Here is a 20,183-nt window from a genome sequence, read left to right as displayed (position 1 = left end):
CTGCAGCACTGGCAGAACCTGTTTATGCAGTACGATGCGTGGGGCAACCTGACCCACAGGCGCAGCGGGCTGTATGAGCAGCACTACACGTATGATGCCGAAAACCGGCTTCTTTCTGCCCGCGGAACGGGGCCGCAGGGACGCTTTGAAGCCCACTATGATTATGACGCGCTCGGCAGGCGCATCCGCAAGACGGTCACCACCGGGCACGGCACCAGTGAAACGTGGTTTCTCTGGCAGGGTTACCGCCTGTTGCAGGAGCAGCATCAGGGCGGGCAGTGCAGCACGTATATTTACGACCCGAACGAGGCCTGGAGCCCGCTGGCGCGGGTCGACCATCTGCGGGAGGACAAAACCGGGGAGATATTCTGGTTCAGCACCGACCTGAACGGCGCGCCACTGGAAGTGACAGACGAAGAAGGCAGCCTCCGCTGGAGTGGGCACTACGGCAGCTTCGGCGAGGTACGGCATCAGACGGACGGCTTCACAAGGCTGGCTAAGAGTACGGCGCTGGCGCACCAGCCCCTGCGCTATGCCGGGCAGTATGCAGACAGCGAAACAGGCTTGCATTATAACCTGTTCCGCTATTACGACCCGCAGACCGGACGGTTTACCGTTCAGGATCCGATAGGGTTAAACGGCGGGTGGAACCTGTACCAGTACGCGCCAAATCCACTAGTGTGGATTGATGCGTTAGGCCTTACACTGACAAAACTTCAGGAAATGGTCAGGGAAGTACACAGCTTGCTTGATGAATATGCCCAGGGTCGTAAAACTACTGCTATAGGTGTAGACAGCAGCGGTAACTATCATCTCGCATCCAGCGAACGTGTTGTACCTCCTGTGCAGCGTGTATGGGCGAAAGAAAACAACGTGAATGTTATCAGAGGCGATGGACATGCCGAGGAGACTATAATGAAAAATGTCTCCAACATTGAGCATATCGACGCATCAAGAAGAGTCTGCCTTGATTGCGAAGGATTAATGCATGAGCATGGTGTGACAACCGACACACCGAAATCAGGAAAGCGCAGCCGTAACAGGCTTAAAGGGTGTCCTTAACATGATTCTTGATAAATATATCCCTCAATATATCAACATCCTGAAAGGATTTTCAGAAAGAGAGAAGATTATTGTCGCGCTCTGTAACCTCCAGAGGCAGGTAATTTGCGTAGAAAAATTCGATAACTATTACAATGAAAATCTGACGAGCGATTTCAGAGCCAGTCTGGACAGACTGGTCAATTATCTTTCAGGTGCGAGCATTGATTTGGAAGACGTGAAAAAGACGGCAATGCTTGGCCCAGACAGTGATGATTATCCAGAAACTGAAGGCAGTATTGCTCAAAATGCATTCGGTGCGTTGTATTACTTATGTAAATACATTAGTAGTAAAAATGACATGGATTTATTCCAGTCACTTGATAAGTCCTTTGAGAGCACAGACGTCCTTAATTATGATGAGGGGACACAAGAAGAGGAGGATGAATATTTCGGTGAAGAAGCTACAAACCTTGAATTACTTATCGAAAAGGTAAAGCAAAGCCCGACAGCGTCTATTGAAAATATAAAAGACCTTATGGTTTTTGCACAGCAGAAAAGTATAAAAATCTAAATAGGTTTAACTACCCGTTTACAGTCATGCTTTTTCTTTAAAGTGCATTATCAAGAGCACAAGATTTTGTCTTATTGCAATAGCGAAGCCTGTTCAAAAAACAGGCTTAACGTACATTCATAATGTCCAGCGTCATTTGTGACCGTTGATGGCCAAGAGCGCAATGAGCGCAGCGACTGAAGACAATCGTCCTAGTAGTTGTATGAATAAACGTTGCCAGCGAGAAAACCAGAACCAATCTGGACAGGCCGTAACTGGCGAAATACAGGAGCCAGCTCATCTCATTTGAATTAGATAAAATGTCTGTCAATCTTACATAAAAATATTTGTACAATTAACTTAAATTTGTTAATAACCCTTATTAATATCATCATTTATGACGATGATTGAAAGTGTAAACAGCTTAAGTAAATGTCGCACCGAGTGAATTATCAATATCCAACCAGAATCATGAAATAACAATCCCCATCCTTTTGAGGATTTTTGAGCCTGCATCTTGAGGGATCTTTATAGAAATAATCTTATTTATTTCGTGATTTATGTCAAGACCATCAGTCAATGAAAAATCACAATTAGATAGATCACAATGCCTGAACTCGGTATTGCAAAACTCCGAACCAGTAAAATAAGATTTACGAAGATCGGTTTCTTCAAACAAGCAATCCCTGAAGCTGGTAGATAAAAAGCTCGATTTCTGCAGTCGCAAGCCGACTAAGTCAATAAATCTCACTTCGCAGTTATTAAGAGAAAATGTACAGGGAAACATAATGTCAGATGCGTTAATCCCCTGAAGTAAGCATTTTTCAAACTCACAATCGAGAAGTTTAAAAAAATCGAGCTTCAGGCTTTTCAATGAACAGTTTATAAAGCGACACTTTTCAAACTCACAATCACGAAGATTTACATTATCTAATTGAATACGTTCAAAAATACAATCATAGTAGCTAGCATTCAAAATTCTTGTCTCATTCAGTTGTCGCTTTGTTATTTTCTTACCAGTAATCTCCATCAATTAACTCCCTGACCCCATGATTTCTTTGATAAAAGCCTTTTCTGGCGTAGATTCGTTGTTCGCTTGAATGAAAGCGTCCATATCAGTATACCGCTTAATACTATTCTTCGACAACATGAAGAATGGAATACACCCTCTGGTAAGCTCATCAAATATATGTGTTGAGAAAAAAACAGTTTTCCCATCAGCGGTAATTTCGTTAATAAGATCCCACAGCATCATCCTGTATTGAATGTCAATACCAACAGTTGGTTCATCAAGCAAAAAGAAGCGGGCATTCTTACAGAGAGTTAACATTAGTGATATTATCAACCATCTTTTTTCACCATAACTCACCGTATATGTCCTTTTATTCCTTATTTTTTCATACCGGATAAAAAAATCGTCATTCCACTTACTGTTAAGTTGTGCCCACGCCTGCTTTTTTGTCAATTTATTAAAACAGCAAATTAAATCGAAAACTTCTTCATTCCTGAGCGTCCCGGAAAGATTTATTACCTGAGGCAGGCTTACCATTTCATCACCAGCAAAGTAACGTTTGACAGTTCCTTCATAATCACCGATCCCCCCCTTGATTATGTTAAAGAGAGTGGTTTTTCCAGCTCCATTTTCTCCAAGCAGACCTATCAGCCCCCCCTGCTCTATTTCAAGCGACAAGTTATTGAATATCGGGGGATGGCCTTTATATGAAAAGTTAAGGGAGTTAATCTCTAAAAGTGGTATGGTCATTGAGAGCTCCACACAGGTTCTGTTTTGAAGGTCAGAGCTGAAATCAGACTTATGATGAACATTAGGCTATAGACGAAAATAGTGATAAAAGATAACTCAAGGTTAGGCTGGAGAAGTGTGGAGTATATGGCAATCGGATTTATGAGGTTAATCCAGTAAACGAGTCCGTCATTATATCTTAATGATACGATCCCTAAAACCATACACACCGTTATCAACACGGAATAGATAGTACTGGCCGTCTGAAAAGTCACACGTAATGATGCCATAAACGTCAAGGAAATCATCATTATTACATTTATGCATATTGTTTTTAAAATTAGTACAGCCGTCTGAGAGTCTGGCAGCGCCTGGAAGCCAATGAGTACGACTGTAATAAAAAATAATATATATAGAACTGACATGATAAGGGAGGCCATCAACTGAGAACGGATAAACAATAACCGGCCTTCCATGCTGTGCACAAACGTAGCAATAAAACCACTTTCTCTTCTGCCTGTCAGATACAGACAGTAATTAAAAAGAACAACAGAAAATGAAATATAACCTAAGAACCAAGATACCTGGTGCCCCAGCCATAAGGTATCGCCGAAATGCCGTTCAATTTCGTCGAAATGAAGAAAAAAGAACAATACGGTAGGAGACATAATTGCCCATATTATGCTAAAAGGTGTTCTAATTTGTTCCATTAGAAAAATAACTGTCATTCTTAATGTCGCCATAATATATCCTTATGGAAAGGGAACCATTTTAGACTCTCTTTTTTTAATACCGTTGCCGGCACGGTATAGTTTATTATTAAGATTTATTGCTCCTGAACCATTCATATGAAGGAAAAAGTCAGGACTTATTATCTTTGTATACCAGACAAGATGGTCGCTCATTCTTTCTCTTGCATAGTATACAAAAATATTACCAGATATTTTCTCGAGATAGCTAAGCAAGTCATCTTCTAAAGTATGGTTTTCAAGAGACATTATGACACCCGGATGCCGCAGCGTGGTATTTTCGCACAAATCAGTAAATGACTCATATTTATTGCATGACATAAAATGGCGCTGATAGCTGTCAATGATATCCTCATCGGTATAGCCCCCAATAAGGAAGTTGTGCATACATATATATGATTGCCATAGCTCTGTTACAGATTTACACAGGGCTTTTTCCAGACTACCGGCATAGGATAATCCGGTACTATATTTTATCTGACTGACTTTATTTGTTGTACCATAAAGCGTCAGAACTGCGTGTCCTGGTGCTCCGGGTAGGGTGATGTCGAAAATTTTCAGTTTGCCTTCGGATCTGAGGGCTAATAAAATTTCGTCTATATAATTGATCCCTGTTTTAATTTCTCCGTAAATTTCATTATTTGCTATTCCCTGCAACCAATATAGCAGTAACGATTGCCTTTCCATAAACTCGCACAGGGCACCGTCCATAGCATCGTTTAAATTACCATGAAAGCTACATCCGCATGTATCTCTGTCAGGATAAAATATCAGGTCATCAGCGGCTGTAATATTGTCGAGAGCAATAATAACTGCTGGTATTTCTTGTGTCTCCAGACTAAACAGATTGAAGGCGCGAGTGGTCTTGAATCTGTGGGTTCTGACCGCCTCCTCTGTCAATGAGGAAGTTTGAACAAACGCTTCTGTAAAAGCATCTGCTGCTGAAGGAGCCATCATTTCGCTTAATGTTTTTTCACCTCCAGCTACGATCTCATTAAAAAAATGGCGGCGTTCAAAGTATTCACCTATGGCTCCCTGTATCGACTTCAGTGTTTCACCAGCAGCACTGGCTGGCGCAATTCGCTCGTAGTCCCATACCTGGGAAAAGGTGGGCATGTTTCGGTTCAGCTTTGGACTCATCACCATTGTGGCGGGCCATGCAGACATCAGGTTACTATAGACATTAATCATCGATGACATCTCCAAAAAACTGAACAATCAGCGGTGCGGCTGTCCTCTGGTCAACATTCATGGTTTTTGCTACGTATGAATCAGTAAATCCCGCCCATACGCGGTTCCTCAGCCCTATTTGATCTGCAACCAATCCCGCGTTCTGATACATTGAACCTGCTTCCATTAAGGCCATTCTGTAACCTCTGTACCGATACTTAAACAAAGCTTTTTCAAAAATGACGTAATAGACAAGAGCAAAATGGGGTCTGCCGAGACGTTCTGCATCTCCACCGGACAAGCTTCGATAAAGCTCCTGAGTATCACACGCAGCGACCTGCTCTAATGCCCGGCTTAGTGGCAAATAGTGATAAACGTTAGTTCCGGTCTGCCAGTTTTCTGTGTTTTCAGACAATCGGCATAAAAAAACCTCAACCGGGTACTGAGCACCTCCTGAAGGATAAGGTCGCCTGACAGAGGCTGGATCAGGAGAACTGAACGCATTAATGAGCAGCTTTTCAATAGTGCGAACAGAACATTTATTTCTGTCGTCAAAGCCGATTCCGGATAGATATCTTTCCCTGCTGAAATGAAGTGAAGGGGAGATATTCACTGCTGAACTGAAGCCTGGCCTGAAAAGAATTTCTTTATTTTCAAATTTCTCAAGATGGGCCGTCGGTACTGCGGAAACAAAAGTTCTTTCAGAGAATTCTGGGAGGGAGGCAAAATTCCCTCTGACATGAAAATCCTTCACATTATCCAGAACTTCAGGGTCAGTGTAATGTGTTACTTCCACCAAAGAGAGTTCATGTTTTGACATTTTATCTCTCCACGCAACCACAAGCCTGCCAGTGAATAACCGGCTCTTTACTCAGAACGCAGGTAATTAAATCTGCACTCACAGAGGACATGAAGGTGTCTACATGACTTTTAACGAGTGAGGTGCCTATCAGTTCCTGAAGCCGACGTTTGATCAAATGCTGGCTGAACCCTCGTTCTGACTCACTTAAAGCCAGAGCTGGCAGCGCCATTTGGTGTTTTTTCATTAATTTAAGTAGATTGGCCCAAGACATTTCATTGCGCCTGAAACTTTTTTCTTCCCTGTTTAACCACCTCTCAATGTGGCAAAAATGACATGGAGTTCCAAGTTCTGGCGAATATACCCCATCTATTCTGAACGACTCTTTAAGGTAATAGCTTTGTATGAACGCAACCCCATGATTTTTTTCTAATTTTTTGTAAACGGACTGGATGATCTCTGGATCATATTTTTCAAAGTGCATCCAGATTAATGTTGAGGTGGGTAGAACAAAATCTAGTTCTTGTACGTCCAGGACATGAGAAAGCAAAATCCCATCAGCTTCCCATTGGTTGTGTGAATTCCTGAAAAGGTGTGGAACATCGCTTATTATGACTGAATGTTCCCAGAGAGCCGATGATTTAGTTTTGTTTATCACGCCAGTTGTTACAAGGAATTCTTTGCCTTTGTCTTTGTCTATACCCTCATAATCCAGTAGTTCGTTAAGGTAGGATTCAGAGATAATACCCCGCCGGGTATGCAGGTTCTCGAGGATTTTTTTCATTCCCTCATGGGAAATGTCTACCGAAGAAATGTAGGTGATGAGTAAAGTTTTTGTATTTCTGGAAATTATCTCAAATGGCAGAATATTCAGCATATTAATCCCTTTTGAATATCAGGGAGCACCATGCTCCCTGACCGGTTAATTCAGCGCGTTAATTAGGGGTTATGTGTACCACTTCCGCCGCTGCCACCGTTTCCACCACTACAACCGTTGCTGCAACCGCCACAGCCACCGCCTTGGCCGCCACTGCTTCCGCCGCCGCCGCCGCCACCGCCGCCACCAATACCAATCCCTAACGGGGACTGTCGGGACAGTTTGAGAGCATCGACTGACAGAACTACACCGAATTCACTAGCTTCTAATTCCATAAGAACTCCGTTTTAATGAAAATTAATGCTTATGACATCTGGATAGTATGTTGGCCAACAGTATTTTCATGCCCTAATTCTCTTTTTTTGACAATGTCGGTTTTACTTACTACAAATTCTAAAATTAAAATAAAGCAATTAAATCAAAGAAGTAAGACAACCTTTTGATTTAATTCTTAACATAAATTTACATAAAATTCACATTTAAACCATTTTTGAACATGAAGTTTGTCTTTTATATGTGGAGTCTTAATCTTTCTTCAAAGAGAATTTTTAGGCCGTTGATCGTACAACACTCACTTTGGTTGATTAACACACCGTGATGTCAGTAATGTATTCATAAGCCACATGAGCACATTCCCATGAAGAAGCGCTTTATTATCAGGGTATCAGCCAAGCTGGCAGAGCTAGCCAGTACAAGGCCGCTACAGGCAGGGCTTATACTTTCCAGACCCGGAAAAGGGTACGTAAAACTGCAGGAGAAAATTGCTGATGTATCTTTCAGATACAGAACAGAAGCTTACAAGAGAAGAAATGGCGTCCTTCAATGCGCTTTTTGACAATCTTCTTCCCCAATCATTTCTGGATTTTTATCTGGAAAACAATGGTGGATACCCCCTCAATAATGAGGATGGTAATTTCTTTTTGCTTGGAGGATTTAACCCTGTTAAGTACGGCGAACTACCTATAGAGCAGCTTTATAACGACCTTACGGAACATTTTCGTGAATTAAGAAAAATGGTGCCCTTTGCTCATGATGAAGGGGGGGAACTGTTTCTTGTTGTCAATAAACCAAGGGGCTTCTTTCGGTGAGATTTTCGTTTTTCTTATGGATGAGAAGGAGCTTGTAACTGTTGCTGATTCATTCGACGAATTTATTGAAGAATTATTTGACTGAAAATACCCACCCGCCAGCACCGCCTGTTACAGGCGGTAGTTTCATTACAGGATCCCCAGACATCTGTTCCCTGTTGGTTTGCCTCAGTATTCTGTGAGATGCAACCTACCTGATAAAGTCCGGGCTTTTATAGCCCCCCGGACTATTTGAATAATGGCTTACCGCTGTAACTTATGCAGCTGCTGACCGGCTTTCTAGACCCTACAGTTAGCCCATATACGCTTTAGCTGACTCACACTGCATCCCGTAAGAGTCTCTGTGAATGCAACTGTCATACCGGACTCGCGAAGCGCAATGATACGTTCATACGTTTTGGCTTCCAGCCTCTTTATACTTACCTAAGGTTTTTTCCAGCTCAGCGCCCTGCCGTTGCCTTTCACGACGGGGTTCGTATTCGTCCCTCGCTGTCTGCAGACTAACTTTAAGCAACATGTCCGGAGCGGACTATCGTTCGCTACCCCAACGGGTACCCTGATTTTGAACCTTATGCTATACAAAGCGTGGACGTTCCTGATCCAAAAGGTAATCGGAATAAGAATCCCGGCGGGGATTTTGGAAAAGCGGATGCAAGAGCGAGTAAAGGCGGGGCAAATTATGATTTGAATACCTGGCACCATCATGAAAACGGCGTCACAGTGATGGAGGTGCCAAAGGACATACACGAGCGATTCAGGCACAGACGTGGTGTGTCTGCCATTAAACGCAAACTCTGTCGTAAAGATCAGGAGTAGAAAATGGCTATTTTTACTGGTACGGGCATCAGTGAGGCGGATATTGATAATCTCGCCGGGAAATTTTCAGTTATTTTCCCTGACGATTACTCTGATTTTCTCAAAACATATAACGGGTTCAGGGTTAAGTCACCAGACTACTGCAATATTCCTTTCAATAAGGTTGACAACGGATTTATATCGTTCGACGTTCTGTTCGGTCATGGGGTGAGCAACAAGTATTTTGATATTTCCACCATGAATAACGAGCTTCTTGATGAGTTATCTTTCGTTGAACATGCTGTCATTATCGGCGCAGACCCCGGTGGTAATTACTATGTTTTGATAACTGAAGGCAGACAGTCAGGTGTCTATTACTGGGACAGGACCTGTTTACATCTGGAAGATGTTAAACAGGATTATTCGATTGCAGATGAAGATGAAGAAGAGACCCAGCACCTGTACTTAGTAGTCTGCACTTTCCAGCAGTTCTTTGATATGTTGGCGGCACAGACAATCGAGCAAGGAATGAGCGTTTCTCCGGGGTTATAACTACTCTGTGCGCATCCCTGCCTTTGTGCTATGGCGATGCTGGCAGTAACACAGATGGACTATAAGAAGAAGCGAGGCAGGAAAGGCGTTAACGGGCAGCAGGTCAATTCCTTTTGCTGTGCTGGGTGGATAATACTGGCCTGAGTACTCATGGGGCTACACGGTAATTTTTACCCTTCTGCTGGCTGCACGGCTTTCTTAACGATGACGCCTTGAAAGGGGCATCTGTTGAGTTGTGTATCGCTTCACTCCAGCGGAACTACAGAAATGATTGCCCAAGTGGCCAGCCCCTGTTGATGGAACCTGAGCGTGTCCCAGCTGACAGCATGCTCCAGCTCTTCTCTGGTAGGCTCATGATTGCATTCCAGCAGAGTGTCTTCTGTCTGCGTTTCCCCGTTGCTGCTGTGCTCATACGTTATTTTGTAGGTCGTCATCCTGGCTAACTCCCGCTTCTAATATGTCTGTCGTTCCGGTGATAACGTCTCATCCGGACATGCAGTTCCGCGTCTACAGCAAGCATAGCCGGGTGATCACCCCAAGAATACAGAGGTGACTGGCATAAGCCATGTAGAAGAATATCGCTGGCATGAATCGCTGTTCGTGGCCGTCTGTCAGAGTGCGGACCAGACCGACAGCGGCGGCCGGCAGTAAGCACGTGGGCAGGATGGACAGCATTACCACCACTGCCGGTGCCTGGGTGACATGCTGACTGTTGATCGCCAGAAGCGCGACAATCGCCATCAGAGCAGCTGCTCCGGACAGGCGTCCCGGTGGTGAATGCAGGAACGTTGCCAGCGAGAGAGCCAGAACCAGCCCGGACAGACCGTAACTGGCGAAGGACAGCGGCCAGACCATCAGGCTGAGCAACAACAGACCTGCAGCCAGACCGCGCATTCGGAAGCGGTAATTCCAAGCCAGTAGCTGCGTCGCGCCGGCGAAGACGAACAGAATGTTGAGGGCATACCACGGGTCGTGCCCGGCAAAGGCGAAGGAAAAGACCGGCTGCGTGACGATCGCCCACAGCCACATCCTGTTTGCCCTCGTCTGGAGCCGGTGCGGATTGTGAAGCACATTGCGCGCCCAGATGAGCACGAACAGGGGGAAGGCCGTGCGCCCCAGCGCGTAAAGTTCCGGCTGCAGGTGTGGCAGCAGCAATGTGTTCGTGTGATCGACCAGCATGGCCAGCAGGGCAAGCACTTTCAGCCAGTCCGCCGCTGCGGGGCTTAAGTTCAGTCCGGCCCTGACCTGTTCCGGTAATGCCTGTATTTTCGCACTCAGTGTGTGCATGATATTTATCCCGTGATGAATTAGGCTGGCAGGCACGGATAATATAATCCTGTGCCCACCGCCAAAATGCTTTGCCTTTATAAGGCGGAACAGACGCACCGGACTTCTCCAGTATTTTACGGGCAACGGATTCTGGCTTATCCCTCAGTATTAACATGGCCTTTATTTTATCTTTATTATCAACTGCCGTTCTCAGTAACCAGAAACCATTCATAATGCACTATATATAAAATTAATAATAACTGTTTTCGGCATTTAACTTAAAAACTTTATTATTAATTACTACGTATACAGGGGGTTGCGACAAATCAGGTAATATGATTAACAACTTAAGTGTCGGGCTGCGAATAATTTTTAGTTCATCGGGGTTAATAAGTGTTCACGCATTCGTACTGAAACTAAAAATATTACACTACCGGATCGTTCACAGGTGAAATGAGTGCGCTACCATGGTTATGCGGATTACCAACACCCGCTGCCACAGGATGCCAGCTGAATGCTGTCTCAGGCAGGGCGGCACCGGCAATAATATGTTCAGCATTCCCGACTGACGTGCCGGCATGAAGCCATTCCAGCGCAGCGTCTGCATCGAGCACGACAGGCCGGCGATCGTGAACGTCGAGCAGGCCTTCGTCACTGGCGGCCGTGAGAATGACAAATCCTTCCCCGCCGTGGTCAGCGTCAAAAGGGGTATGACCCAGTGCGGCCATGAATAATGGCCTGGAATCCTTGCGGTAGATGAAGTAGGGCTGCTTACGGGAGCCGGCTTTTTTCCACTCATACCAGCCATCCGCAGGCACAATGGCACGCCCGTTATGCCAGAGCTTGCTGAACATTTTACCGCTGGCGGCGGTTTCGCTGCGGGCGTTAATCAGGGGGGATTTTGTCCACCATTCCGGACTGTAGCCCCACAGAACTGGATCGAGAGCGAAGTCCCCTTCACGCTCACTCACTATCAGTACACGGGTACCCGGTGCCACGTTGTAACGGTCAAGTGGTTGAGGATCATACGCTATGGTTTCCCCGTTTATGCCGAGTGCCTGCAGGTATTCATCCCTGCTGCTGAACTGCGCGAACCGGCCACACATAGCGCTCTCCTCTCATACACTGTGATATAGACAGTATGGCTCAGCCGGTCGATTTTTCACTCAGCAGCTGCCGGTTAATCTTCTGCCCTTTATTCAGCGGGTCATACAGAGGTTTTCCAGCTCGTTATCGTTAAGATAAATCCAGAGCGTATCTCCGCCGGGAGATGTTGCATATCCGTTCAGTTTTTCGTGTTCCCTGAAATTTGGCTCATCGTGGGTAATCAAATCATTTCTGAGGTCATCAAATGTCAGGGCAGAATGCCTCTACCTGGTTAAAGACTGGGTAAGAATGCCGCCCGACTGCACACCGCCAACAGAGGGCAACATTTCATCGAAAAATGCATTTATGGATGACAGTTTTTCATCGCGGGATATATGTTTTCTCGGGAACTAAATTTTCCATATATACCTCAGCACTCATCAAACCAGCGTTGCTCCGGCATATAAAACCCACTGGTCGTGTTCCATAATAATCTCCACATAATTTAACCCGGCAATCTGTTGTTAATATGTACGTTTATTATTCGGGCTGAATATCGCCCTGCTGCGCTGTCTGCTCCCGGATTTTCATAGCCGTCGTTCTCCACTTCTCAGCCCATTCCTTGTCGAGTCGCCCCTCAGCAACAATTCTCTGCGCAATGGCATAAGGGGTGCGTTGCTGCTGACCGGAAAGAAAAATAACATGATTGTCGATTTCAGCATCCGGAAGGTCATCAATAATGGAGTGTATCAGTTCCAGATCCTCTTCCGACCATTTGCTCCCGGAGCGTGGAAATACCGGATCAGGCTCCCGGGGTTTCTTTGCTGGCTTTTCAGCCCTGGCCTGCCTGAGGGCTTCCTTCTGCGCCTGGGTGAGACGAACCCTTTCACCCAGTCCGCCAAGTGTGGCCACCGTTCTGACCATGTTTTCCCGCTGCTCACGGGTCAGCAACTGTTCCTCGCAGATGAGTGCATTGAGGGTATCAATAAGGGACTCAACTTTTGCTTGTGTCAGTTTGATGCTCATTATTCTTCTCTTCCCTGTAAAGGGTCGCAATGTGCCGGAGTGAGGCCCCGGCGTCACAACGTAAAATTGACCGGAAACGGCGTGTTAACGGCTCCAGTCTTCAGACTCGAGTCCGGGGACGCGGGCAAATTCCCGGGTGTTGTTGGTGACCAGAACAGCCCCGGTCGCGATGGCATGCCCTGCAATCGCCGTGTCATTTGGTCCGATAGGTGTCCCGGCTGCGGCCAGTGCGACCTTAATTTCAGTCGTGGCATCCACTGCTGCACGATCCCAGGCGAGAACCGCATCGAGGCGGGCGCAGAACGCATCGACCAGCTGTGCATGACGCGGTGAGGCTTTCTTACCGACCGCACCGAAGCGCATCTCAGCATAGGTGATCGCCGACACCACGATACGGTGGTTACGCAGGACGGCCTGCTCCAGGCGTTTCAGTACCGCTTTAGGCTGCTCACGCATGATGAAGGAGCAGATATTGGTGTCGAGCATGTAAGTCCTGCTCATAGCTCAAAGCGCCCTTCATCGCTGACCACATCCCCGCGCTCTGTCAGGAAGTCGGCATCAGCCTTCTCCAGCTGAGAGAAAGAGCCCCACGTCGGACGGACGGGACGCAGGATAATACTGTCACCCTCGCGGACGATCTCCAGCTCACTCACCCCTTCAAAATCCAGATCACGGGGCAGACGTATGGCGCGGTTATTGCCGTTCTTGAAAATTGACACTGTTCGCATGCTTTCTCCTCGGGTATCAGCTGCGCCTGACACACTCAGGCATATGCAAAGTATATGCGGTAAACATTGTTTTGTATATCCCTTGCATATGCTTATGCTGTTTTTTTTTGCGCAGGGGGAAGATAAAATGTCCGGAGAGCTCATTTCTCCGGGCACTCAGGGTGCCAGCAGCGTCACGGCCTGGCTGATATTCAGCCCTGTCATGTTGGTGTTCAGCGTCTTCATCATGGCCGCACTGGTGAGGGTCAGGCTTTCGCGCAGACGTCCCCGGTAGCCTTTTGAACTTACGATTGCCAGCTGCGCCGGTGAGGCCAGCGCCTCCCTGCCCGCACAAAGATCGTCCTCCACTGCCTGCAGGTACGCGGGCGACGCGGCGACAATAAAGCGGTCATGTGGCCTGTCACGCATCAGTGCCCTGAGGGAGGGGCAGCGGCGTACTGTCGGCGGCCGGGCCGTCAGCCGTTCCCACACGGTGCGATGGCAGCACAACATCGAGGCGAAGGTGGCGTCATACAGGACCACCCGTTCACAGGCGTGCAGGAAACAAAGCCCAATTGTCATAGTAGGATTTGAATATCGGTACTATGCGAGGGGATTTAAAACTAACTTCCTAAGAACTAAGCCAATGGCAAAATAGAAATCACACATCATTAGAGCTGTTTGAAACGTTCGGAAAAGAGTTTTGTCCTGTATTTATACTAAGTTATCCCGAGAGCTTAATGATAAGCCCTCGGGACATATTGTAATATTTATGTGCCGTGTTCAGCAGTTGATGGAGGAGTATCAGTAGGTTTAGCCCAGTATTATTTTTTTCAGGCTTCAAGTTTCGGTATTTCAGAACGGTTCGTTTTCAATAGAATCGAATACTTTACGGGTCAGTTCAGGATAGGTTTCTTTAGTCTTCCTGCCCGTCAGCCTGAATAAACCAATGCTGTAGATGAGGTACTGGAAGAAAAAAATTGCATCATATCTGATGCAATTCCGGATAAAATATCTTTTCGTACTGTTATGTTACTTTACAATATCAGATAAGTATTTATTGTTTCTGATGTATTTTTCACTATCACACCATGTAAACATAGTCTTCCCTTCAGTATTATACTTCTTATAGTCGATATTTTTATCATCCGGCGCGAGCACTTTAACCATTTTAACGTCCGGGAATGCTTTTGATATAATGAGTGACTGTTCTAGTTCCTTATCTGAGAAAACTTCATATAAATCACCATTTCCATCACCATGAAAGCCATAGTAAACAGTTATTGCTCCAGCCTGTTTAATGTCATCAGCAACCTTTTCTAATTTCCCGGCGAACCCCTCTACAGTTGACTGACCATCATTTGTGAAAACACCGAGTGCATATTTAATAATTTTATCAGATATAATGGTACCCTTTTATATTCGGTCTAAGCTATTCGTCTGCTAAGGTGTCTTTTAGTTTTTTGATAAGGTCCAGATATGCCGGGTCATCTTTCTCGAAGTCCTTTGCATATTTTGAAATTTGCTCGGGGGATACAAAGCGGAATGTATCAATTCTCTGTTCTTGCTCGTAAGACTCTGTGGAGCTTTTATGGCACGGTGACTTAGTCATCAATTCCATCTGTTTGCTGTCGGCGAAAAATAAACGAATGGATACTGAGGCATCACCTAATATTTCCTCGCAAATAAAAAGGAGGTGTGCCATCTTTGCATCTTCTTTTTTCTGCATGCCGCCGTATTCACCATTCAGGGCGCTCAATATATCTTTTCCTATTTGCATGGCAGAAGGCGCTTTGTCGATGCCAGGCAGCAATTGAGACAGTATTTGGGTATCAACACTGACGGTGGTAGCCTGGATTGATATATGTTTTTGTACTTTCCCGACCTCGATGAAATACCCGGATTTTCGAATAATTTTACTCCAGTCATCAAAATCAAACAGGCTTTTGTTCGCTTCGGCCATCGCTTTTGTCATGGCCGAAAAAAGTACTGAAACACTGTTAAATAACGCTTTGGTTTCGGCGCTGAGAGATTCAGCTTTGCTGGTTATGGAATACCAAATATTACCGGTTGCGTTAAGCCTGAAATTTACTCTCAGCTCGCCATCTCCTTCAGATTCTTCAGAAAAAGCGACCGCCCTTAACTGTCGTTTGGGTCTTAAGTTTTTTGATGCCGCCTCGTATTCTTCAAGCGTGCTATAACCTGCATCTATTGCCGTTTCTATAAAGTTTTCACGCATAAAAACCTCATCTTTAAAGTAAAATGAAAAGCAGGAAAATAACTGTGTTGTAGCGAAATGAAGTATAGTACGTTCAATTGGCTTTGTTGAATATATCGAACTTTTGCAGTATAGCGCGAGAGTACGCCCACAGCTATAGGCAAGCCTGTTAAAAAAAATAGGCTTACCGTACAATAATTCTCTATATCCAAACTGACCCCAAAAAGGGGGATTTGTTAGTCGTTTTCCCGGACTCGGTAAAACAACAGGATTGTATTTGTGCAGTATACCATTTCACTAAATGAGATAAAATAAATCCAGCATGGTCACGATTACAGGCGGATATAACAATGGGCATACCTACCCTGCCGGGCTCTGTATTTTCAGGTATCGTACGGACAGCAGAATACTTGCTTAACCGCAAAAGCAGGCAAAGGCACGAGGCAGAAGCAGGGGCACAGTTGGTCAGTGTGCTGGATAGATTCGTTGTGGATTGTCATGCAGTGGCCTCCGATGACGGTTACCCATCCTTTACCAATCCTGAATATCACGATTACCGTGAACGAACTCCGCACTGTGAGACGGTTCGTTTGGCCGTGCCTGATATCCCTGGCAGAGTTGCTACCCCTCAGCATCAGTGACCGAGTGCGCGCCATTGAAAGCCTGCAAAACGACACGTCCGGAGCACTGATGGAAGCCCATGAGTGTGATGACGGCTCGGGCGATGGTTTTTACGCCACGCGGCAAAAGATTTTTTCGTTGCTGGGATTTAAGGCCATGGAATTCACACGGGAGCTGCGTTTAGCCTACCGCTTGTCACCTCCCTCCATTGAACACCGGGATAGAGAAAAACGCATTGAGGAAAAACTCAGGTACCATGACGGATTCAGCGAAAAAATACGCAGAATAGAACGGCGTATCGCCCGAAAGGCCAAGATGGCTGCCGCTAAGATCACGTAGGAGAAGAAATGGTCTTAATCGATTTTTAAGACAACCTTCACGGCTTACATGCGTTTTCGTTCCACTGAGTATCAGACCCCGTTAACTCTTTCCCCACAAAAAACCGGCAGACGTTCATTCATGCCGGAAGCTGTCAACCCCCAAGAGGAACATAACATTCATTGCCTTTAGTCTGGGCTTCATGACAAACCCCAAGAAGAAAGCCGAATGCCCTTTCGTCACACTTCCAGCTGACAGCCCGCACGAAGATACGGGGACGAGCTGCGGTGACCTGCTCCCCGTTGCTCCACACAGACTGTTGTAAGCAACGTCTGCTTTTGGCACAAAACGGACGTTGTGCAGGCCAATGTACGCTATGAGCGAGAGGCGGACATTCGATTCGTGACGAAAGGCTATTTTTGTGATCCCAAACAAAAAATCTTAAACACAGTGCCAAGTCATGCGAACCAAAAAGGTATCAGAGTTATGGATCCAGCTTTGCAAACGTTGCTAAATCCTGGTGATCTAATCGAAAGTACTGTTTTTCTTCTATCAGGGATGCCCCAAGGGATAAGTAAAACTCAGCTGCTTTCGGGTTGGTAGTTTCAGCAGTCCAGTCAAATCTTGTGCAGCCATGCTCAACCGCAAAAGCCGCTATAAATCGCATAAGTGATTTACCTACCCCCTGACCTCTTACTGCAGCTGATGTGAAGAGATCTTTCATATACGCCTGACCGGAGCATTTTGGCGCAGGGAACATCATGGTGAACGTGGCGAATCCAACAAGCGATCCGTTTTTCCATGCCCCTAGGACGGTCACGCCCGAGTAGACAGAGAAAACCCGGTGGGTCAGATAAGATAACATTTCGTCATAGCTGGCACCCTCACTTCCAAAGTAATAAGTGTCCATTTCTACAAAAATTTTCGCTAGTGCAGGAATATCTGACGAATCACATATTTTTATTTTCATACTCTTCCACAAAATATTGACGTAATTCCTCGCATCCGCGAAAAGTTATCTGCATATAGCCGTACTCTTCTCATCGGTGGAAGATTAATGGCGGGATAACACGGTCCCGGCGTATGCTGACGCCGGGACCGTGTTATCAGAACGATTGTAGCGTGCTGATCTTCCCTTGTTGCCAGTTGGCTTCGGACTGACGCAACGCATTGCTGATATCCGCCAGTTTGTCAGACGGCAGCGTCTTAGGCAGCAGGTCTATGCCCACGCTGGAGATAATCTGCCCGTAAGTGTTACGCAGTTCCGCGTATGCCAGATCCTTACGCAGATTTGCGTTCAGCGCATTCAGTTCGCCCTGAATCAGTTGTAACTCACCGATGCTGTTGGCTTTGTAACGGTTACGCAGTTGCTGAACGATTTGCCCGTCCAAATCACGCAACTCTTCGCTGGTTTTATACTGACGCAGCGCTTCGTTGTAGTTGGCGCGCGCCACGTACAGTTGCGCCATGATAGCCAGCGACATCGCCTGACGCTGCAACTCGCCTACCTGCTCATTGGCCTTCGCTGCACTGTGCGCCGCCGGGCCAGACATCAGGTTGAACAGGTTCCAGGTGGCTTTTACCCCCACGTCGGCCCAACTGTTGTTGACCAAAAATGAGTTGCTGTCGTAGTGGCCGCCTGCGCTAATCTCTATACCTGGCAGCATACGCAGCAGCGCTTTACGGGTTTCGGCGGCGTTAATACGCACCTGATAATCCTGCTCACGCAGTTCCGGGCGGCTCACCAGCGCGGTCTCTTCCAGGGTTTTCTGATCCACATTCAGCTGCGGAACCGTCTCGTCGCCGCTGGCGGGCAGTGCCAATTTATAGGGGGTGTCCAGCGGCAGGTTCATTAGCGTGGCAAGTTCGGTTTTTGCCAGCGACAGCGCGCGGCGCTGCTCTTCCAGTTGGCGGGTAGCCTCAATCAGCGCACGGCGATAGGTCAGAGCTTCAACCTGGTCGCCGACCTGCTGGGCGGTCATCCGCTCACTGGCTTCACGCGCCTGGTTTACCCGGTCAATCAGCGTATCGATCTGGCCCAGCAGTCGCTCGGCGGCAACCGCACGCCAGTAGGCGGAGCGGACATCCTGCAAAATGGTATGTACCACTTTGCGTTTACGCTCTTCGGCAATCCAGCGCTGATCCGATTTCTGTTTCGCGCTGACGTAGCTAACGCCAAAGTCGAGCACATTCCACACCACCGTCAGGTCTGCCACATCGCGGTCACGATCTTGCGAGGTGGAGGGTTCCAGAGAAGTTTGTCCGGTTTCCACGCTACGGCTACTGGAGGCGCTGGCATTGTTGCGCCCTACGTAGCCCGCCGAAGTTGCCAGCTTCGGCAGCATGTCATAACGGGAGAGATCTAGTTGCTGCTGGGCCAGCGCGCTTTCCATGACTTTTAAGCGCGACTCGAGGTTATATTTCAGCGCGCGGGCCATCGCGTCATACAGGGTGATTGGCGCGGTAACCGGCTCCTGCTGGCTGAACATCGCTATCCGATCCTGCTGGCTGCGCTGTTCGCTCTCTTTTTTGGTAATCGGGTCGCTGGTCACGGCACATCCATTTAGCGCTACGACCAGCGCGCTCAGCGCAAAAAGCTTGCGGCCTTTACGCATCATTTCGCTGCCACTCACAGTTGTCACCACCGACAACCGGTTTGCCACCATCACGTTCATCATAGAATTAACGCCTTTTACTGTAGTCTTGTCGTTATTAGCCCTGCTGGCCCCGGTCGTACAACGCCTGTTCAATGGCAGAAAGTCGTTGTCCTTGAGCATCGCCAATGTGTTGTAATTGCCGGTGGAACGATGGGGTAAACGCGGCTGACGCTTGTTCTTGCCCCTGTTCTGTAACTCCCTGTGCATGCAGGTTGATATCTTTCCAGCTACCGCCAGTAAACACTTCCATTGGTGTCAGTGAAGGCAGATAAATGCCGGAGAAGACGCTGGCCAGTGACGAGGTGCCGCCCAGCGCCGGATCTTTGTTAAAGCTGGGAAATGAACCCAGCGAACTCTCAAAATGGCTGCTGAACGATGAGCCGCGTCCGAAGACATTCGCCACTTCGCTCTTCGTCGCATTTCCCCCGCGTGCCCCATCGCTGGTGGTGCCGAAGATGGAGGCCATCATCGAACTGCTCCCGGCGGTGCGTCCGGCATTAAAGCTGCCGAGAGAGGCGGGGGTAATCAATGCGTTGAGTGGCGGAGTGCCAGCCTCCTGAAGCTGGAGAGTAGGTGTTCGGCTGTCCAGCGGACGTGGTCCGTTCGCACCATCTGAAATACGGAACTGCGGATCGCCGCCGGTAATGCCCGCGCGGGTAACCGTCAGGCTAAAGGTGATGCTGATTGACGTATTCCCTGCATCGGTCGCGGTCACCCGAATGACCAGACTACCGATATCGGCGTTGCCAGGCGTGCCGGAAAACGTCCCGGTCGACGGGATAAAGCTCAGCCATGCAGGCAGTGCGGAACCGTCCGCCTGCGTTGCGCTCAGGGTTAATGTGTCGCCATCCGGATCAACAAAGGTGCCAGCCGGGACGGTGAGGGTAAAACTGCCGTCCTGCGCCACGCTCTGCGG

Annotated in this window: 25 protein-coding genes; 7 read left to right on the top strand and 18 right to left on the bottom strand. The window is 47.2% G+C overall.

All coding sequences use genetic code 11. The annotated features are described in order from the left end of the window. Together PU683_RS05705 and PU683_RS05700 are read left to right on the top strand one after the other, a co-directional pair. On the top strand, positions 1-1,062 hold a 1,062-nt coding region (locus PU683_RS05705), incomplete at its 5' end, for an RHS repeat domain-containing protein (protein WP_277170601.1). Between the two features lies 1 nt (position 1,063). Further along, positions 1,064-1,615, top strand: coding sequence for a hypothetical protein (locus PU683_RS05700; RefSeq protein WP_277170600.1), 552 nt, complete (start codon positions 1,064-1,066; stop codon positions 1,613-1,615). Positions 1,616-2,063: 448 nt separating this feature from the next. Here PU683_RS05700 and PU683_RS05695 read toward each other — a convergent pair whose 3' ends face one another. The 7 genes from PU683_RS05695 to PU683_RS05665 all read right to left on the bottom strand — a co-directional run bounded on the left by PU683_RS05695 (position 2,064) and on the right by PU683_RS05665 (position 7,205). After that, positions 2,064-2,624: a pentapeptide repeat-containing protein gene (locus tag PU683_RS05695; protein WP_277170599.1), complete on the bottom strand. Its 561-nt coding sequence runs from the start codon at positions 2,622-2,624 to the stop codon at positions 2,064-2,066. 3 nt (positions 2,625-2,627) lie between these two features. Further along, on the bottom strand, positions 2,628-3,356 hold the full coding sequence (locus PU683_RS05690; protein ID WP_277170598.1) for an ATP-binding cassette domain-containing protein: 729 nt from the start codon (positions 3,354-3,356) through the stop codon (positions 2,628-2,630). Further along, positions 3,353-4,078: a protein mcbE gene (locus PU683_RS05685; RefSeq protein ID WP_277170597.1), complete on the bottom strand. Its 726-nt coding sequence runs from the start codon at positions 4,076-4,078 to the stop codon at positions 3,353-3,355. The genes PU683_RS05690 and PU683_RS05685 overlap by 4 nt, the downstream gene beginning before the upstream one ends. A 9-nt stretch (positions 4,079-4,087) precedes the next feature. Next, positions 4,088-5,275: a YcaO-like family protein gene (locus PU683_RS05680; RefSeq protein ID WP_277170596.1), complete on the bottom strand. Its 1,188-nt coding sequence runs from the start codon at positions 5,273-5,275 to the stop codon at positions 4,088-4,090. Next, positions 5,268-6,074 carry a SagB/ThcOx family dehydrogenase gene (locus PU683_RS05675; protein WP_277170595.1) on the bottom strand — a complete coding sequence of 269 codons (807 nt, stop codon included), beginning with the start codon at positions 6,072-6,074 and terminating at the stop codon, positions 5,268-5,270. The genes PU683_RS05680 and PU683_RS05675 overlap by 8 nt, the downstream gene beginning before the upstream one ends. Before the next feature lies 1 nt (position 6,075). Further along, entirely contained in the window at positions 6,076-6,930 is an 855-nt protein-coding gene (locus PU683_RS05670) for an McbB family protein (protein WP_277170594.1), read from the bottom strand. A gap of 62 nt (positions 6,931-6,992) precedes the next feature. Next, a complete protein-coding gene (locus PU683_RS05665) occupies positions 6,993-7,205 on the bottom strand; it encodes a microcin B17 family TOMM (protein ID WP_277170593.1) in 213 nt (70 codons plus the stop codon). Positions 7,206-7,697: 492 nt separating this feature from the next. Between PU683_RS05665 and PU683_RS05660 the strand changes: the two genes are divergently transcribed. Continuing rightward, the gene (locus PU683_RS05660) at positions 7,698-8,018 is read left to right on the top strand and encodes an SMI1/KNR4 family protein (RefSeq protein ID WP_277170592.1); all 321 of its coding nucleotides are present in this window, start codon (positions 7,698-7,700) and stop codon (positions 8,016-8,018) included. Continuing rightward, positions 7,960-8,103: an SMI1/KNR4 family protein gene (locus tag PU683_RS05655; RefSeq protein WP_346771057.1), complete on the top strand. Its 144-nt coding sequence runs from the start codon at positions 7,960-7,962 to the stop codon at positions 8,101-8,103. Before PU683_RS05660 ends, PU683_RS05655 begins: the two co-directional genes overlap by 59 nt. A 194-nt stretch (positions 8,104-8,297) precedes the next feature. Here PU683_RS05655 and PU683_RS05650 read toward each other — a convergent pair whose 3' ends face one another. Next, complete coding sequence (locus PU683_RS05650; RefSeq protein ID WP_277170605.1) at positions 8,298-8,378, bottom strand: hypothetical protein; 81 nt, start codon at positions 8,376-8,378, stop codon at positions 8,298-8,300. A gap of 225 nt (positions 8,379-8,603) precedes the next feature. Between PU683_RS05650 and PU683_RS22405 the strand changes: the two genes are divergently transcribed. Beyond that, positions 8,604-8,834, top strand: coding sequence for an HNH endonuclease (locus PU683_RS22405; protein ID WP_431190927.1), 231 nt, complete (start codon positions 8,604-8,606; stop codon positions 8,832-8,834). 3 nt (positions 8,835-8,837) lie between these two features. Then, on the top strand, positions 8,838-9,365 hold the full coding sequence (locus tag PU683_RS05645; protein WP_277170590.1) for an SMI1/KNR4 family protein: 528 nt from the start codon (positions 8,838-8,840) through the stop codon (positions 9,363-9,365). Positions 9,366-9,872: 507 nt separating this feature from the next. Here PU683_RS05645 and PU683_RS05640 read toward each other — a convergent pair. The 7 genes from PU683_RS05640 to PU683_RS05610 all read right to left on the bottom strand — a co-directional run bounded on the left by PU683_RS05640 (position 9,873) and on the right by PU683_RS05610 (position 15,692). Continuing rightward, entirely contained in the window at positions 9,873-10,652 is a 780-nt protein-coding gene (locus tag PU683_RS05640) for a TraX family protein (protein WP_277170589.1), read from the bottom strand. Between the two features lie 407 nt (positions 10,653-11,059). Then, entirely contained in the window at positions 11,060-11,740 is a 681-nt protein-coding gene (locus PU683_RS05635) for an SOS response-associated peptidase family protein (protein WP_277170588.1), read from the bottom strand. A 520-nt stretch (positions 11,741-12,260) separates the two neighbouring features. After that, positions 12,261-12,746 (bottom strand): hypothetical protein, encoded by a 486-nt coding sequence (locus tag PU683_RS05630; RefSeq protein ID WP_277170587.1) that lies wholly within the window; start codon positions 12,744-12,746, stop codon positions 12,261-12,263. Positions 12,747-12,830: 84 nt separating this feature from the next. Continuing rightward, positions 12,831-13,247: a type II toxin-antitoxin system VapC family toxin gene (locus PU683_RS05625; protein ID WP_277170586.1), complete on the bottom strand. Its 417-nt coding sequence runs from the start codon at positions 13,245-13,247 to the stop codon at positions 12,831-12,833. After that, positions 13,244-13,474: a type II toxin-antitoxin system VapB family antitoxin gene (vapB, locus tag PU683_RS05620; protein ID WP_094420593.1), complete on the bottom strand. Its 231-nt coding sequence runs from the start codon at positions 13,472-13,474 to the stop codon at positions 13,244-13,246. Before vapB ends, PU683_RS05625 begins: the two co-directional genes overlap by 4 nt. A 156-nt stretch (positions 13,475-13,630) precedes the next feature. Next, positions 13,631-13,882 (bottom strand): hypothetical protein, encoded by a 252-nt coding sequence (locus PU683_RS05615; protein ID WP_277170585.1) that lies wholly within the window; start codon positions 13,880-13,882, stop codon positions 13,631-13,633. Between the two features lie 1,003 nt (positions 13,883-14,885). Further along, positions 14,886-15,692, bottom strand: a complete 807-nt coding sequence (locus tag PU683_RS05610) for a Zygote formation protein zyg1 (RefSeq protein WP_277170584.1) — start codon at positions 15,690-15,692, stop codon at positions 14,886-14,888. Positions 15,693-16,184: 492 nt separating this feature from the next. Between PU683_RS05610 and PU683_RS05605 the strand changes: the two genes are divergently transcribed. Next, positions 16,185-16,631: a hypothetical protein gene (locus PU683_RS05605; RefSeq protein ID WP_277170583.1), complete on the top strand. Its 447-nt coding sequence runs from the start codon at positions 16,185-16,187 to the stop codon at positions 16,629-16,631. Between the two features lie 463 nt (positions 16,632-17,094). Here the strand turns inward: PU683_RS05605 and PU683_RS05600 are convergent, their stop codons facing one another. The 3 genes from PU683_RS05600 to PU683_RS05590 all read right to left on the bottom strand — a co-directional run. Continuing rightward, positions 17,095-17,580, bottom strand: coding sequence for a GNAT family N-acetyltransferase (locus PU683_RS05600; protein WP_277170582.1), 486 nt, complete (start codon positions 17,578-17,580; stop codon positions 17,095-17,097). A gap of 136 nt (positions 17,581-17,716) precedes the next feature. Further along, entirely contained in the window at positions 17,717-19,225 is a 1,509-nt protein-coding gene (locus PU683_RS05595) for a TolC family protein (RefSeq protein WP_346771058.1), read from the bottom strand. Between the two features lie 97 nt (positions 19,226-19,322). After that, positions 19,323-20,183, bottom strand: an 861-nt coding sequence (locus PU683_RS05590) for a putative Ig domain-containing protein (RefSeq protein ID WP_277170580.1), incomplete at its 5' end; no start/stop codon positions are given.

Origin of the sequence: Candidatus Kosakonia sp. 282A-S69 (genome assembly GCF_029433855.1) — a bacterium.
Classification (GTDB): Bacteria; Pseudomonadota; Gammaproteobacteria; order Enterobacterales; family Enterobacteriaceae; genus Kosakonia; species Kosakonia cowanii_A.
The sequence above is the reverse complement of the archived record's forward strand: the minus strand, read 5'-3'. Positions and strand labels throughout refer to the sequence as shown.